13 protein-coding genes are annotated in these 15926 nt (G+C 40.4%); 8 read left to right on the top strand and 5 right to left on the bottom strand.

The window, feature by feature from the left end; translation table 11 throughout:
- Positions 1-296: 296 nt before the first annotated feature.
- The 4 genes from tig to WBW42_RS00660 all read left to right on the top strand — a co-directional run bounded on the left by tig (position 297) and on the right by WBW42_RS00660 (position 4718).
- Positions 297-1631, top strand: a complete 1335-nt coding sequence (gene tig / locus WBW42_RS00675; RefSeq protein WP_005079155.1) for a trigger factor — start codon at positions 297-299, stop codon at positions 1629-1631.
- A gap of 193 nt (positions 1632-1824) precedes the next feature.
- Positions 1825-2430 carry an ATP-dependent Clp endopeptidase proteolytic subunit ClpP gene (gene clpP / locus WBW42_RS00670; protein WP_002114870.1) on the top strand — a complete coding sequence of 202 codons (606 nt, stop codon included), beginning with the start codon at positions 1825-1827 and terminating at the stop codon, positions 2428-2430.
- A 105-nt stretch (positions 2431-2535) separates the two neighbouring features.
- A complete protein-coding gene (gene clpX, locus WBW42_RS00665) occupies positions 2536-3849 on the top strand; it encodes an ATP-dependent Clp protease ATP-binding subunit ClpX (RefSeq protein ID WP_032056233.1) in 1314 nt (437 codons plus the stop codon).
- A gap of 152 nt (positions 3850-4001) precedes the next feature.
- Positions 4002-4718: a DUF2846 domain-containing protein gene (locus tag WBW42_RS00660; protein ID WP_002115030.1), complete on the top strand. Its 717-nt coding sequence runs from the start codon at positions 4002-4004 to the stop codon at positions 4716-4718.
- A gap of 24 nt (positions 4719-4742) precedes the next feature.
- Here WBW42_RS00660 and WBW42_RS00655 read toward each other — a convergent pair whose 3' ends face one another.
- The 5 genes from WBW42_RS00655 to WBW42_RS00635 all read right to left on the bottom strand — a co-directional run bounded on the left by WBW42_RS00655 (position 4743) and on the right by WBW42_RS00635 (position 10687).
- A complete protein-coding gene (locus tag WBW42_RS00655) occupies positions 4743-5297 on the bottom strand; it encodes a DUF2059 domain-containing protein (protein WP_004794750.1) in 555 nt (184 codons plus the stop codon).
- A gap of 142 nt (positions 5298-5439) precedes the next feature.
- Positions 5440-6966 (bottom strand): fumarate hydratase, encoded by a 1527-nt coding sequence (locus WBW42_RS00650; protein ID WP_002115045.1) that lies wholly within the window; start codon positions 6964-6966, stop codon positions 5440-5442.
- A 227-nt stretch (positions 6967-7193) separates the two neighbouring features.
- Entirely contained in the window at positions 7194-9338 is a 2145-nt protein-coding gene (pta, locus tag WBW42_RS00645) for a phosphate acetyltransferase (RefSeq protein WP_017482030.1), read from the bottom strand.
- A 45-nt stretch (positions 9339-9383) separates the two neighbouring features.
- Complete coding sequence (locus WBW42_RS00640) at positions 9384-10586, bottom strand: acetate/propionate family kinase (protein WP_032056231.1); 1203 nt, start codon at positions 10584-10586, stop codon at positions 9384-9386.
- A complete protein-coding gene (locus WBW42_RS00635; protein WP_005804223.1) occupies positions 10568-10687 on the bottom strand; it encodes a hypothetical protein in 120 nt (39 codons plus the stop codon). The genes WBW42_RS00640 and WBW42_RS00635 overlap by 19 nt, the downstream gene beginning before the upstream one ends.
- A 659-nt stretch (positions 10688-11346) precedes the next feature.
- On the opposite strand from WBW42_RS00635, the gene edd reads away from it, so the two are divergent.
- The 4 genes from edd to WBW42_RS00615 all read left to right on the top strand — a co-directional run bounded on the left by edd (position 11347) and on the right by WBW42_RS00615 (position 15924).
- Complete coding sequence (gene edd, locus WBW42_RS00630) at positions 11347-13200, top strand: phosphogluconate dehydratase (RefSeq protein ID WP_017482031.1); 1854 nt, start codon at positions 11347-11349, stop codon at positions 13198-13200.
- Between the two features lie 20 nt (positions 13201-13220).
- Entirely contained in the window at positions 13221-13850 is a 630-nt protein-coding gene (eda, locus tag WBW42_RS00625; RefSeq protein ID WP_009390833.1) for a bifunctional 4-hydroxy-2-oxoglutarate aldolase/2-dehydro-3-deoxy-phosphogluconate aldolase, read from the top strand.
- A 185-nt stretch (positions 13851-14035) separates the two neighbouring features.
- Positions 14036-15394, top strand: a complete 1359-nt coding sequence (locus WBW42_RS00620; protein WP_002115035.1) for a GntT/GntP/DsdX family permease — start codon at positions 14036-14038, stop codon at positions 15392-15394.
- Between the two features lie 17 nt (positions 15395-15411).
- Positions 15412-15924 carry a gluconokinase gene (locus WBW42_RS00615; RefSeq protein ID WP_014208329.1) on the top strand — a complete coding sequence of 171 codons (513 nt, stop codon included), beginning with the start codon at positions 15412-15414 and terminating at the stop codon, positions 15922-15924.
- Positions 15925-15926: the final 2 nt, after the last annotated feature.

Raw genomic sequence — 15926 nt, 5'->3', positions numbered from 1 at the left:
GGTTTTAGTATTAAAAAATAGCTAATTATTTGATTGTGTTTAATTGTTTTAAAAAGCGATAAATTTATGAAAAATGATTGTAAATTTAGATTTATAAAGAATAACTAAAAAATTAGTTTTACTTAAGTACTTATGAAAAATATTTAAAGAATCATAAAATTACTGTGAAATTTACTAGAATAATGTCCTTCACTTACATGAAGTGATCGGTTAATTTTGTATATCTTGAAAGTTGTCATATAATACAGCACTTTTTTAAAAACTGTTCCTACTAACTAATTTTTATCGAGGAAGCCATGCAAGTAACGACTGAAGCGGTTTCGGGCGTTGCCCGTCGTTTAAATGTGTCTGTACCGACGAGCCGTATTAACGAGCAATTTGAAGCTCGTTTGAAGCGCACTGCCAAAACTGTGAAGATCAACGGCTTCCGTCCAGGTAAAGTACCTGAAAACGTTGTTCGTCGCGAATACGGTGCAAGCATTTATCAAGAAGTTGTAAATGACATCATTCGTGATAGCGTTTTTGAAGCAATTCAACAAGAAAAAATCAATGCGGTAGGTATGCCGAACATTGAGAAAGTTGAACATAAAGAAGACGCTTTAGTTTTTGAAGCAACTGTAGAAGTTTATCCAGAAATTGAAGTAAAAGCATTTGACGGCTTAGAAGTTGAACGTAAATCAGCTGAAATCAAAGACGCTGACGTTGACGCTATGATCGAAAACTTGCAAAAACAACGTCAAACTTGGGCTGTAACCAAGGGTATGGCGAAAAAAGACATGCAAGTGACTTTTGACTTTGAAGGCACTATCGATGGTGAGAAGTTTGAAGGCGGTTCTGCTGAAGACTTTAAACTTGTGTTAGGTTCAGGTCGTATGATCCCTGGCTTCGAAGATGGCATCATTGGCATGAAAGCTGGTGAAGAGAAAGTAATTGACGTTACTTTCCCTGAAGATTACCAAGCTGAAAACTTGGCTGGTAAAGCAGCTCAGTTCAAAATCACTGTGAAGCAAGTTGAAAAATCTAAACTTCCAGAAATTGATGCTGAATTCTTAAAAATCTTCGGTGTAACTGAAGAAGAAGGCGTTGAGAAGTTAAAAGCTGACGTTCGTAAGAATATGGAACGTGAAGTTCGCAATGGTTTACGTAACCAAGTTAAACAAGCTGCTTTTGATGCTCTTGTTGCTGCGAATGAAGTTGAAGTTCCAACTGCAATGGTTGCTCAAGAAATTGACCGTCAACGTCAACAAATGGTTCAACAGTTCACTCAACAATTTGGTGGTGCAGGCGCGCAATCTTTTGACAAGAGCATGCTTCCTGACGAATTGTTCAAAGAACAAGCAGAGCGTTCTGTTAAGCTTGGCGTATTGGTAAGCAAAGTTTTAGCTGATGCTAAACTTGAAGTTGACCAAGCTCGCGTTGATGCTTACATTGATGACATGGCTTCTTCTTACGAAGATCCAACTGAAGTGATCGAATACTTCAAAAATGATGCTCAACAACGTGCTCAAATCGAAGCAGTTGTATTAGAAGATCAAGTTGTTGATCACATCTTAGCTGGTGCTAAAGTGACTGACAAAGCTGTATCTTATGATGACTTATTGAAAGAACAGCAAGCTCGCCGTATGGGCTAATCTTTTGAGAAGTCAGAAAAAGGCGCCTGAGGCGCCTTTTTTGTTTTTCTTTATGTGGTCAATTAGAGTGCGGCATTAAGTACTTAGGTATAAATAATATAATATTTCAGTGCGAACCTTTTGCAATTTGAGAAATTATCCCGCATATTGTTGCCATAGGTTAAGTCACAAAAAATTTAGGAATAAATAACGTATGTATGTTCCAACAATTGAAAATGCTTTAGTTCCTGTTGTGGTTGAACAATCTTCTCGCGGCGAACGTTCTTTTGATATTTATTCACGACTTTTACGTGAGCGCGTCATTTTTTTGACAGGTGAAGTTGAAGATAACATGGCAAATCTGATTGTTGCCCAAATGTTGTTTTTAGAAGCTGAAAATCCTGATAAAGATATCCACCTTTATATCAACTCTCCAGGTGGATCTGTGACAGCGGGCATGGCCATTTATGACACAATGCAGTTTATTAAGCCTGATGTCGTGACATATTGTATGGGTCAAGCTGCTTCAATGGGTGCATTCTTGTTAAATGCGGGCGCCAAAGGCAAACGCTATTGTTTAGAAAATGCCCGTGTCATGATTCATCAACCATTGGGTGGTTTCCGTGGTCAAGCATCGGATATTGAAATCCATGCGCGTGAAATCCTCTTTATTAAAGAACGTTTGAACCGCTTAATGGCAGAGCACAGTGGTCAAGACTATGAAACCGTTGCTCGTGATACTGACCGCGATAACTTTATGACAGCCCAAGCTGCTAAAGAATATGGTCTGGTTGATCAGGTGTTAAGTAAGCGTCCATAAGGACCTTATTATATAAATAACTTGAGATGTTGAAAAAGGTCTCCATTTAGTTATTTATGCAGTGCATCTTGCCCTAATATTTAAGATTCTATTTGTGGAGTGAATATGTCCGAACATCCTCAAGGACAAAAACATTGTTCATTTTGCGGTAAAACGCAGTCTGAAGTCGGGAAACTGATTGCAGGTGAGGACGCATATATTTGTAATGAATGTGTGGATGTCTGCTTAGACCTTGTACAAACCAGCCAACAGGTTGAAGCAGGTGACTGGGCGAGTAAGGCATTGCCAAAACCACATGAAATACGTGCTGCGCTTGATCAATATGTTATTGGTCAAGATCTTGCCAAAAAGACATTATCTGTTGCGGTTTATAACCATTATAAGCGCTTAAAAGTTGGTCATAATGGCCATGTGTCTAAAGAAGTAGAAATTGCTAAAAGTAATATCTTACTGATTGGACCTACTGGCTCAGGTAAAACTTTACTTGCGCAAACATTAGCTCGCCTTTTAGATGTTCCATTTGCGATGGCAGATGCAACAACATTAACCGAAGCTGGTTATGTGGGTGAGGATGTTGAAAATATTGTGCAAAAGCTTTTGCAAAAAGCAGACTACGATGTAGAGAAGGCTCAGAAGGGCATTATCTATATTGATGAGATTGATAAGATTACTCGTAAATCTGAAAATCCATCAATTACGCGTGATGTGTCTGGTGAAGGTGTACAACAAGCATTATTAAAAATGATTGAAGGTACAGTTGCTTCGATTCCGCCTCAAGGTGGTCGTAAGCATCCACAGCAAGAGTTTATCCAAATTGACACCTCAAATATCTTATTTATTTGTGGTGGTGCATTTTCTGGTTTGGAAAAAATTGTACAACAGCGTCAAGAGAAAGGCGGTATTGGTTTTACAGCTGACGTTAAAAACAAAGATGAAACCAAAAAGCTTGCTGAATTGTTCCGTCAGGTTGAGCCAACTGACTTAGTGAAATTTGGTTTAATTCCTGAATTCATTGGTCGTTTACCAGTGATTGCGACACTTGAAGAGCTAGACGAAGAAGCTTTAATGCAAATTTTGACTGAGCCAAAAAATGCATTAACTCGCCAGTATCAATATCTTTTCACTATGGAAAATATTGATCTAATCTTTGAAGACTCTGCATTGCGTGCTGTTGCTAAAAAAGCGCTTGAACGTAATACAGGAGCGCGTGGTCTACGTTCTATTATGGAAAACGTACTGCTTGAAACTATGTATGATTTACCAAGTCGTACAGATGTTGGAACAGTCATTATTAATGAAGCAGTTATTAATGGTGAAGCAGAACCTGTTTATCAGGCTGAACGTCAGCCTAAAGAAGCTGCAACGCATGAAAGTGTTGCTAAGGCAGATTTAAAGGTTATTGATTCGAAGTCTGCATAGATTTCATTCATCTAAAAAGCATGAATCGCGTTAGTGATTCATGCTTTTTTTGTTTTCAATTTATATGGGTAGTGTTAATCTTAAAAATACAAAATACGCATAGTTTTGCGGTGTAAAAAATAAATCAAAAACAAAACGCTTTGAGGGATGCCATGCGTTATTTAATCGTATCTTTGTGCTGTGCCGGACTATTTGTGGGCTGTCAAAGTTCATCTCATTTAGAAAAAAATCCGAGTGAATTGACCGCGACTCTACCTAAAGTTGATGTTGAAAAAGAACCTGGTTTATTAGATCAATATCATTTAGGCGGTTTTACTGTAGGAGGGTGGGTCAACCAAAAATTGGGTCAGACTTTTGCTCCAATTAAACCACAAAATGAACAGGCAGCTGTAGTTTATCTATATCGACCAGACACAAAATGGAATCGTCAGGAAATCGCAGCGATTAATCTCTTTGTGAATGGTAAGCGCATTCCGAGTCTATTACATAATCATTATTACTGGATTGAGTTGCCAGCAGGAACATATCGCCTTTCTGCGAGTCGCCCTTTACTTGGTATCCATTTTCAAGAACCAAAATATATTGATATCACTGTTGAGGCGGGAACGTCTTATTATTTGAAATATGATGAAGAAAATAAAATGGACCGAAGTGAACATACTGGTCCATTTATGTTAATGCAAGACAATATTGGACGTAGAGAGATAGCATTTACCGAGTTGAAATCTTCTAGCTATAATTTTGTGGCTGAAGATGCTTCAGGAAAGATCCGTCATAAACCACAAGAATTAAAGCCAGCCAAATATGATGAAAAATCAGATGTACATCTGATTAAACCATTTAAATTATGGAATCCTTTAACTTGGTAATAGCCTAAAAAAGATAAAGAAAAGTTAAGACTTTTCTTTATCTTTCATCAACGGTGCAAGAATTTTAAGCATCTCTTCTTGCATATGATCTCGTGCTTTAGGGTCATTAAATGTTTGCTGTCCCAACTCCATCATATATTCTGAAATTTGCCCCATAATCTGTACGTTTTTGCGCGTAATTGATTGGCCTTCTGGGGTTTTTAAAAATTTCAGATTAGCCTGAATTTCCTCTTCAGTATAAGTCTTAAGATAAATATCCTGTAAGGCTTGGGCGGTTTTTGGATTGCTAATGAGCTGATTGCTCGAATCTTTTAGGAGTAAACCTAACTTCTTCGCGGCCTCTTTTTCTTTTGGACCTAAAGTTTTGATACCCGTGATATTACTAACGATCTGTTCTGCCTGTTGATCATAATAAGGTGTTAATTCATTAATTGATTCTTTAAGCAGGTAATCAATTTGGCTCATTTGCATGAGTTCTTTAACTGAACTTAATTTGGCAGGAGAGGCAAATAAGCTTGTGGTAATACAGCTTAGGCAGAGGCTGATTGAGAGATTTTTAAGAATAGGGCGAATAGTCATGAAATGACCTATATTCAATATTTGGCGAGAGGGTGCTTTCATTAATAGCACAGATTGACGAAGTAATTGTTACAATTCTTTTCAGATTTTAAAATAAAAAAAGAATGCATAAAAAAAGCACCGAATTCGGTGCTTTTCTTGATTAGCCAGCTGCTGCATCGACTACTGGAATTTTTCCAATTTTCGCTTGCCAGATTTTTGGAGCTACTGCGTGAATTGAAGTACCGTTTACATCAACTGCAACAGAAACAGGCATATCTTCAACTACGAATTTGTAGATGGCTTCCATACCTAAGTCTGCAAACGCAACAACTTCAGCTTCGCGAACAGCTTTAGATACGAGGTAAGCCGCACCACCAACTGCCATTAAGTAAGTTGCTTTGTTGTCTTTGATTGCTTCAATTGCTGTAGGACCACGGTCAGCTTTACCGATCATACCGAATAGGCCAGTATGTTCTAATACTTTACGTGTGAATTTATCCATACGTGTTGCAGTTGTAGGGCCAGCAGGACCAACGACTTCATCACCCACTGGATCAACAGGGCCAACGTAGTAAATAAACTTACCTTTAAGATCAACTGGTAATTCTTCACCATTATCGATCATTTCAACCATACGTTTGTGCGCAGCATCACGACCTGTGTACATTGTTCCGCTAAGAAGTAATGTGTCACCCGGTTTCCAAGAGTCCATTTCTTCTTGAGTAATGGTATCAAGGTTTACGCGTTTAGACTGTGAAGAGTCCCAAGTTACAGATGGGTAGTCTTCAAGTTTTGGTGCTTGAATATGAGCTACACCTGTACCATCAAGCTGGAAGTGAGCATGACGAGTAGCAGCACAGTTAGGAATCATACCTACTGGTTTACCAGCAGCATGACATGGGTAATCTTTAATCTTAATATCAAGAACAGTCGTTAAACCACCGAGACCTTGTGCACCAATACCAAGTGCATTTACTTTTTCAAAGATTTCTATACGAAGCTCTTCGATTTTGTTCTCTGGTCCACGGCGAAGTAATTCATCCATATTGATTTCTTCCATGAGTGCTTCTTTAGCAAGCATCATGGCTTTTTCAGCAGTACCACCAATACCAATACCGAGCATACCAGGAGGACACCAGCCTGCACCCATAGTTGGAACGGTTTTAAGTACCCAGTCAACAATCGAGTCAGATGGGTTAAGCATCGCAAGTTTAGATTTGTTTTCTGAACCGCCACCTTTAGCAGCAACAGTAATATCTACTTTGTTACCCGGAACGAGTTTGTAGTGAATTACAGCAGGGGTATTATCTTTTGTATTTTTACGACCAAATGCAGGGTCAGCAAGTACAGATGCACGAAGAACGTTGCTGTTTTCAAGGTAACCTTGGCGAACACCTTCATTTACTGCATCGTCTAAGCTCATCGTTAAATCAAATTTAACATCTAAGCCCACTTCAAGGAAAACGTTAACAATACCAGTATCTTGGCAAATTGGACGATGACCTTCCGCACACATGCGAGAGTTAATTAGAATCTGTGCAATTGCATCCTTTGCGGCTTTGTTTTCTTCGCGATCATAAGCACGGCTCATCGCTTGGATAAAGTCTTGCGGGTGATAGTACGAAATAAACTGTAGGGCGTCCTTGATCGATGTAATCAAGTCATCTTGTTTGATAATCGTTGTCATACCAGAAAATCTCTTGAGCGGGCTGTTAGCTAGCGGGCTAAATTATATGACAAAAAGAGGGTGTTGTGGGAGATTGGTTGATCTTTTGACCGAAAGTCGCATAAGAAGATATTGATGTGATTTAAATGCCAGAAATCGGAAAATTATTTATTTTTGAATGACTAAAATAAAAAAAGCCATTTGAGCGGATATCAAATGGCGAGAGGTAGTAAAGGTGAATTTATTAATTATTTGGCAGTGGCTTGCTGTTCTGCCTGAATTGCCGTTAATGCAATGGTAAAGACGATGTCATCTACCAAGGCTCCACGAGATAAGTCATTGACTGGTTTGTTGAGGCCTTGCAGCATTGGTCCAACGCTCACAACATTTGCAGCACGCTGTACTGCTTTGTAAGTGGTATTACCCGTATTTAAATCTGGGAAGATAAATACATTCGCACGGCCAGCAACGCGTGAGTCAGGTGCCTTTTGACGCCCCACACTTTCAACTGAAGCTGCATCGTATTGAAGTGGACCATCAATCAGTAAGTCAGGACGACGTTGTTGAGCAATTTGAGTTGCTTGCTGTACTTTTTCAACATCAGCACCTGTTCCGGAAGTACCGGTTGAGTAGCTGATCATGGCAATACGCGGGTCAATTCCAAAGGCTTTCGCTGAGTCAGCCGACTGAATTGCAATTTCAGCAAGTTGTTCTGCTGTCGGGTCTGGATTAATCGCACAGTCACCATATACATAAACTTCATCTGGTAAAAGCATAAAGAATATAGATGAAACTAGTGAATATTCAGGTGCTGTCTTGATGAGTTGGAATGCTGGGCGGACCGTATTTGCTGTGGTGTGTACCGCACCTGAAACTAAACCGTCGACTTGATCTAAGGCTAACATCATGGTGCCAAGCACTACGGTATCTTGAAGTTGTTCTTTCGCTTGCAGCTCGTTGAGTTTACCTTTACGTAGCTCAACCATTGGTACAACGTATTGATCACGAATACTATCAGGGTCGACAATTGCCAATTCAGCAGGTAATTCAATACCGCGTGCTTTTGCAACATCGTGCACAGCATCTGGTTTAGCCAGCAAAATACAGTCGGCAATGCCACGTGCCTGACAAATTGCCGCAGCTTGAATGGTGCGTGGTTCATCACCTTCAGGTAGCACAATCCGTTTTTTCGCTGCAATCGATTTTTGCACCAGTTCATGACGGAAAGCTGATGGCGACAGGCGAGGGGTAGCAGCATTGTTGCTGTGCTGTTTAAGCCATTCAACATCAATATGACTTGAAACAAATCGAGTCACTTGCTCTGCACGTTCAGTATCGTCAGTTGGAATCTCATTGCCAAAATTAGATAAACGCTGTGCAGTTTCAAGTGTGTTTAAACGGGTATGTAAAATCGGTAACCCTTGTTTAATTGCACTTTGGCAAAACTCTAAAAGTTCTGGTGCTGGTGCTTCTCGTTCAGTCAGTACCAAACCTGCAAGAGGAATACCATTGCTGGTTGCCAAACTACTTGCAAGTAAAACATCGGTACGCTCAGATGCGCTAATAATTAACTCGCCTGCAATAAACTTATTCAGTTCATATTCAATGCTTGAAGCAATTAAACTCGAATGCAAAATTCGACGTGTTTTAGCTTCACCTTGATGTACCCATTGCCCATCAATGACATTTGCAATATCGAGAGTTCTCGGTACGCTTAGCGTGTTACTAAAAGGAACAAGTCCAATAATTGGTAAGTCACTAGAGCCGAAATAACGATTATATTTTTGCAGTTCGGTCGTAAATTTTGCGATTTCTTCAGTCGGTCGTAACGATGGATCAAACGCAACAGGAATTTGTGCTGTTTCTTCAGTTAATCCACGGGTACGCATAAACAGTACACCAGCAGTACGATTTGATGTTGCTCCACCAAACTGACGTAAATGAGCATCTACTTTTTCTGCTGCTTTTTTCGGGTTTTGAATATCTGCTGTGCTGACCAGCACGACTTCTGCATCAAGTGCTTGAGCAAGACTTGCGTTGAGTTCACTGGCAAAGTGGTCTTGTCCGTTAGGTAATAAGCCTTCCACAATAATGACATCATGGTCTGCTGCAACACTACGATGAAGGCTAACAGCTTCTTCAAGTAATTCATCTACTTCCCCAGCGGCAATAAGCTGAGTTAATTTTTCATGCGAAATAGATTGAACAGTTTTACTTTGAAATAAATGACCAAATAATGAAGTGGTTCGGTCAAGATGTTCTTGGTCTTCTTGAGAAAATGGTTTTAAAAAGCCTGCTTTAATCCCGTTACAATCAAGTGCGTAAATCATGCCTAAGCAGGCAGAGGTTAAACCAACCCCTTCGCCTGTAGGAATCAATAAAATTGTATTCATATAAACCTATAAATAAACGAATATCGAGTTTTCGCTAAGCTCTAATTAGGCAAGGCTTGCTACAGATGCTGTATTTTCTGCTGCTTCAACAACTTGACGAGTTTCTTTGGCAATACGGCCTTCCTCGTCTGTAGGAATGACCCAAATTTGAGGTCCTGTTCCATTGTCGATTCGTCCTTCAGTGCCACGTTTTAGGTTGTTGTTTTGATCTTTATCAAGCTGCAAACCAAAATGAGGTAAATAAGCTAAGGTTTTTTCACGAATATAAGCTGAGTTTTCGCCAATACCGCCTGTGAAGATTAGACCGTCCAAAGTCGGTAAGCCACAGCTTAATGCAGCCAGTGATTTTGCAAGGCGATAGCTAAACACTTCAATTGCAAGACTAGCATCTTCATTACCATTTTCAGCAGCTTCAATCACTGTACGCATGTCGTTAGACAGTTGAGATAAACCTAGTAAGCCACTTTCATTATTTAAAACTTTATCAATTTTTGCTAAATCCCAACCGAGGTTTTTCGCAAGGAAGCTATGTAAGCTTGGATCAACGTCACCACTACGCGTTCCCATCACTACGCCTTCAAGTGGAGTAAGGCCCATAGACGTGTCAACACTTTGTCCATTCCACACTGCGCAAGTTGAACTGCCGTTTCCTAGATGCGCTGTTAACCATCCACCTTTTTTCAGGTTACCTGCCAGCTCACTCGCTTTGTCAGACACATAGGCGTGACTTGTACCATGGAAGCCATAACGGCGGACATTGTGGTCAGTATATAAAAACTTAGGAATTGCATAACGATATGCATGCGGTGGCATGGTTTGATGGAATGCAGTGTCGAATACGGCAACTTGAGGTAATTCAGGAAATAGACGTACGGTTGCGTCAATACCAATTAAATGTGCTGGGTTATGAAGTGGGGCTAAAGGTGTCGCAGCACGAATACGTTCAATAATTTCAGGAGTGAGTAATTCTGCTTTGGTTAAACCACCCCCGTGTACAACACGATGTCCGATTGCTTGCGGTTTGTAGTTGGCAAGACGTGCAAGTAAAGTTTCTAAAGCTTTGGCATGATCAGCATAAGGGATTGAAAGTTCAAGTGGTTCACCACCTACTGTAATTCCCTTAATACGAGCATCAGCTGCCCCCAAGTTTTCTGCTAAACCGTAAATACGATCTTCACGACGCTCTGAAACCAGTGCGTATTTAATTGATGAAGAGCCGCAATTGATAACTAATACTGATGTAGCCACGTTGAAATACCCAAGTCCTGATTTAAAATAGTTTTCCTAACTTCCTGTTCAACATGTATTATTTTTCGATACAGATTGAACGGGTTGTCATGTTTTAACATGTGTTGTTTTTCTGTCCAAGATAGACTTTAGCCCATTAGACTTAAGCACTATCGACCATCAAATTATTTCTAACTAACATTTGTCCAGTATAAAGCTTAACCACTGTATTCCTTGTTTTTTTATACGTGTAGAAACGAGTTTTTTGTATATATTTATGAAAGGTAAATTTCTATTTAATGTATTTTTCAAATATTTGGTATAAATTTTTTAAGAAAAAAGAAGTGGTGTTATTTTAATCAAACTATAGGGGAGTATTACAAATAATATACGTAAATGAAATTAAATTTTAATCGTTTATATATAGGTTAAAATATATAAATCATAAACATTTTTAATATAAAACTTAGTATAAAAAAGCCGGTATAAATACATTTATAAGAATATTTTATTGCTTTGATATTATGAGAATTTTCTCGTAGTTATTAGAAGCTAATATACCAGTAAATATAGTCAAAAATAAAACCAGCTTTTTGTTTAAAACTTAAACATAATTTGTATTTAATACCCATGCTCCGGTATTACCGTAAAATTGACTAGGGCTTGCATGTCGCTTTTTGCCTTAATAATATTGTTCCTTCCCCTTATCAAATGATGATGAAATATATCATTTGGTCTATTTTTATGTTCCGGCTTATCCGGTTGTATAGGAGCGTCCAGCATGGACTTGCCGAATCCAATATTGGCAAAAGTGACCGAGCGTGTAATCGCACGTAGTCAAAAAACTCGTTCTGCATATTTACAACGTATTGAACATGCACAAGGCAAATTTCCTGCTCGTGGAGCACTTTCATGTGCCAATCTGGCTCATGGTTTTGCCAGTATGGACGATAATGAAAAATTAATTATTAAAGTAGGCCGTGAACCAAATATTGGCATCGTATCTTCATATAACGAAATGCTGTCGGCTCACGCACCATATAAAACATTTCCAGATTTAATTAAAAATGCCGCTCGCGAAAATGGGGGAGTAGCGCAGTTTGCAGGTGGTGTTCCTGCGATGTGTGACGGTATTACCCAAGGTAATGCTGGCATGGAACTGTCATTGTTTTCTCGTGAAACCATTGCGATGAGTACAGCGATTGCATTGTCTCATAACATGTTTGACGCAGCTTTATGTCTTGGTGTTTGTGACAAGATCGTGCCGGGCTTGCTCATTGGTGCTTTGCAGTTTGGCTATTTACCTACTATTTTTGTGCCAGCTGGCCCAATGACCAGTGGTCTATCTAACGATGAGAAAGCTAAAATTCGTCAGCAATTTGCAACGGGTCAGGTTGGCCGAGATGCTTTGCTAGAAGCTGAGTCAGCTGCTTATCATGGTCAAGGGACCTGTACTTTTTATGGTACAGCCAACAGTAATCAAATGCTGATGGAAGTAATGGGCTTACATTTGCCAAGTGCCGCATTTGTTCATCCTCATACACCATTACGTGATGCACTCACCGCAGAAGCGGCGATTCGTGTACTTGATTTAACAGTTGAGCGTGGAAACTACACGCCGATTGGTCATGTGATTGATGAAAAAGCCATTATCAATGGCATCGTGGCGTTACTCGCTACCGGTGGTTCAACCAACCATACTTTGCATTTGATTGCGATTGCTCGCGCTGCTGGTATCTTGATTGACTGGGATGACTTCGATGAGTTATCGGCTGTTGTTCCATTACTCGCAAAAATCTATCCAAATGGTAAGGCTGATGTAAACCATTTCCAAGCTGCGGGTGGGGTCGCTTTCCTCATTCGTAACTTACTTGAAGCTGGTCTGTTGCATAACGATGTAACGACTGTGGCTGGTAAAGGTTTACAGCACTACACCAAAGAGCCGAAATTGATTGATGGTAAGCTCACTTGGGTTGACAGTGTGGTTCAAAGTCTTGATGACAAAGTTTTACGTAGCATTGATGCGCCGTTTCAACCAGATGGTGGCTTGCGTTTAATGCAAGGTCGCCTTGGCCGTGGTGTGATCAAGATTTCTGCTGTTGCGCAAGAACACCGTAAAGTTAAAGCTCCAGCAATTGTGTTTGATTCTCAAGAAGCAGTGCAAGCTGCATTTGATCGTGGTGAATTACATCGAGACTTTATTGCAGTTGTTCGTTTCCAAGGTGCGCGTGCTAACGGTATGCCTGAATTGCATCGTTTAACTCCTGTGTTGGGTGTTTTACAAGATCAAGGTTTCCACGTTGCTTTAGTCACTGATGGCCGTATGTCTGGTGCTTCAGGTAAAGTTCCTGCGGTGATTCATTTATCTCCAGAGGCCTTACTAAATGGGCCGATTGCTAAAGTGCAAACAGGCGATATGTTAATCATTGATGCTGAGGCTGGCGTACTCGATGTTGAAATAGATGAACAGACTTGGCAGTCGCGTCCTGTTGCTCAGCCAGAACATCAGGCAGAAAACGAAGTTGGCTTTGGCCGTGAATTATTTGGTGTTTTCCGTGCTGCTGCTGCGCCAGCTGAACATGGAGCATCTGTATTTGGTGCATTGGTTGGTGAAAATTCACCAGAGCAGATTTGAATCAAAGGAACTGAAAAATAATGATTAAAATTGAAGATATCGTCAAATTAGGCCCAGTTATCCCTGTATTGGCATTTGATTCTGCTGAGCAAGGTGAGGATGTATCACGTGCTTTACATGCAGGTGGCGTGAAAGTTCTTGAGATTACATTGCGTACCGCTGCTGGTCTTGCTGCTATTGAGCGTGCTAGCCAATTAGCTGATGACATTGTGGTGGGTGTAGGTACGATTACCAAGCCAGAACACTGTGCTCAAGCTAAAAAAGCAGGTGCTCAATTTGGGGTATCTCCTGGTTTGACTAAAGACCTACATTTGGCTGCGCAAGATGCTGGCTTACCTCTATTGCCGGGTGTGATGACACCAAGTGACCTGATTCAAGCGATTGAATTGGGTTATGACATTGTGAAGTTCTTCCCAGCTCAACAGGCAGGTGGCGTTGAGATGCTAAAAGCATTTTATGGTCCATTTCCAAACTTGCGCTTTTGTCCGACTGGTGGAATTACGGCAGAGTCAGCGCCAGATTTCTTAAAACAACCTAACGTGGTTTGTGTAGGTGGTTCATGGTTAACACCTAAAGCTACTGTAGCTGCCCAAGACTGGGCTGAAATTACTCGCTTGGCACAAATTGCGAGTCAGTTGAGAGCACTGTAGATGTAGTCGATATTTATAAAAAATGAAGTGCATTTTATGTGCTTTAAAGGCTGTATTGATGTGACCAGTTTGTGCTGGTCACACCTAAATATAAAAATTTAATGTCTTAACAGTAGGAATTACTGTGGTTGAAGACCCTTGTTTAGGCAGTGTGCCTAAATAATTATTCCAAGGAGAAGTGTCCCATGGAGACGGTTCAGGGTGGCATGTTACTGATCTACACTGTAATCGCGATTATTGCTTTAGTGGTCATGATCGCGAAGTTTAGAATTTATCCATTTTTAGTTCTTATTATTGTTTCACTCGGTTTAGCCTTGGCTGTTGGCATGCCAATGGGTGATATTGTTAAGTCTTATGAAGCTGGTACAGGTAAAACCTTAGGTCACCTTGCGATTGTAATCGCACTAGGAACAATGCTCGGTAAAATGATGGCCGAGTCTGGTGGCGCAGAGCGAATAGCAATTACTTTAATTAAGTGGTTTGGTGAGAAAAATATTCACTGGGCCATGATGTTTATTGCCCTTATTGTTGGTCTTCCCGTATTTTTCGAAGTAGGTTTCGTTCTACTCATTCCAATTGCATTCAACATTGCCAAGCGAACAGGCAAATCTTTACTGGTTGTTGGCTTGCCAATGGTTGCAGGTTTGTCGGTTGTGCATGGGTTAATTCCACCACATCCAGCGGCACTGTTGGCAGTACAGGCTTACCATGCTGATATCGGTAAAACGATTGCTTATAGTCTGATAGTGGGTGTGCCAACGGCTATCGTCGCTGGGCCACTGTATGCATTGTGGATCAACAAATACGTCAAATTGCCTGAGAATAACCCGTTAGCGAAGCAGTTTATTGAAGCAGATACGAATAGAACTCGTGAGCTACCAAGCTTTGGGATTACCTTATTCACAATTATGCTGCCTGTAGTATTAATGTTGGTTGGAAGCTGGGCTGATCTGTTCTTTGCACCACAGACTTTCGCAAATGATTTGCTACGTTTTATTGGTACTTCTGATATCGCATTACTCATTGCCGTACTGGTCAGCTTTATTACCTTTGGTACGATGCAGGGCTTTAACCGTGAACAAATTGAAAAATTCTGCGGTGGGTGTTTAGCTTCTATTGCTGGGATTATGTTGATTGTAGGTGCTGGTGGTGGTTTTGGCGGCATTTTGCGTGACACCGGTATTTCTAATGAGATTGTTTCTACAGCATTGAAGGCAAATTTATCGCCGTTATTGTTAGGCTGGTTTGTTGCAGCACTGATTCGTTTGGCAACAGGATCGGCAACGGTGGCTATGGCTACAGCGTGTAGTATTGTCGCTCCAATTGCAGCTACGGCGGGTGTCGCAGTTAGGCCAGAACTTTTAGTACTTGCCACAGGTTCAGGTTCATTAGTTTTCTCACATGTAAATGACGCAGGATTCTGGTTAATCAAAGAATATTTCGGTATGACAGTAGGGCAGACACTCAAGACTTGGTCAGTATTAGAAACGATCATTTCAGTGTTGGGTTTATCTTTCACGCTACTGCTTAGCACTATTTTATAATTAAAGGTGAGTAATCCATGATTGTGATTGCAATGGGTGTCTGTGGAACAGGTAAAACCCTAATTGGTGAATTGTTATCAGAGCGTTTGGCTTGTGAGTTCCTTGATGGCGATACGCTTCATTCAGCTGCAAATAAAAGTAAGATGAGTCAAGGTATTCCCTTAACTGATGAAGACCGCTTGCCATGGTTACAGGCAATTCGTCAGGCCATTGAAACCAAACAGAGAGACGGTGAAACGGCTGTATTTACATGCTCATCTTTAAAACGCATGTATCGCGATATTTTAAGAGGTCAGGACCAGAATGTTAAGTTTGTCTACTTAAAAGGTTCTTATGAGTTATTACAGCAACGACTTGCAGAAAGATCAGGTCATTTTTTTGACCCAGCGTTGCTACAAACCCAGCTAGACACATTAGAGGAACCTGATGTGAATGAAGCAATTGCTATTGATATTGCTCTCACACCAGAACAGATTATTGAACAAGTCATCCAGAAGCTAGGGGTGACTGATAGTGTGTGTCGGGGGTAAAT

The sequence above is a fragment of the Acinetobacter sp. LT1 genome (assembly GCF_059800965.1).
Note: the sequence above shows the minus strand (reverse complement) of the source record. Positions and strands in the feature narration are given on the sequence as shown.

Bases quoted from the DNA above. Each gene is read 5' to 3' on its own strand.
- tig (WP_005079155.1), top strand. From the start codon at position 297: ATGCAAGTAACGACTGAAGCGGTTTCGGGCGTTGCCCGTCGTTTAAAT.
- clpP (WP_002114870.1), top strand. From the start codon at position 1,825: ATGTATGTTCCAACAATTGAAAATGCTTTAGTTCCTGTTGTGGTTGAA.
- clpX (WP_032056233.1), top strand. From the start codon at position 2,536: ATGTCCGAACATCCTCAAGGACAAAAACATTGTTCATTTTGCGGTAAA.
- WBW42_RS00660 (WP_002115030.1), top strand. From the start codon at position 4,002: ATGCGTTATTTAATCGTATCTTTGTGCTGTGCCGGACTATTTGTGGGC.
- WBW42_RS00655 (WP_004794750.1), bottom strand. From the start codon at position 5,297: ATGACTATTCGCCCTATTCTTAAAAATCTCTCAATCAGCCTCTGCCTA.
- WBW42_RS00650 (WP_002115045.1), bottom strand. From the start codon at position 6,966: ATGACAACGATTATCAAACAAGATGACTTGATTACATCGATCAAGGAC.
- pta (WP_017482030.1), bottom strand. From the start codon at position 9,338: ATGAATACAATTTTATTGATTCCTACAGGCGAAGGGGTTGGTTTAACC.
- WBW42_RS00635 (WP_005804223.1), bottom strand. From the start codon at position 10,687: ATGTTAAAACATGACAACCCGTTCAATCTGTATCGAAAAATAATACAT.
- edd (WP_017482031.1), top strand. From the start codon at position 11,347: ATGGACTTGCCGAATCCAATATTGGCAAAAGTGACCGAGCGTGTAATC.
- eda (WP_009390833.1), top strand. From the start codon at position 13,221: ATGATTAAAATTGAAGATATCGTCAAATTAGGCCCAGTTATCCCTGTA.
- WBW42_RS00620 (WP_002115035.1), top strand. From the start codon at position 14,036: ATGGAGACGGTTCAGGGTGGCATGTTACTGATCTACACTGTAATCGCG.
- WBW42_RS00615 (WP_014208329.1), top strand. From the start codon at position 15,412: ATGATTGTGATTGCAATGGGTGTCTGTGGAACAGGTAAAACCCTAATT.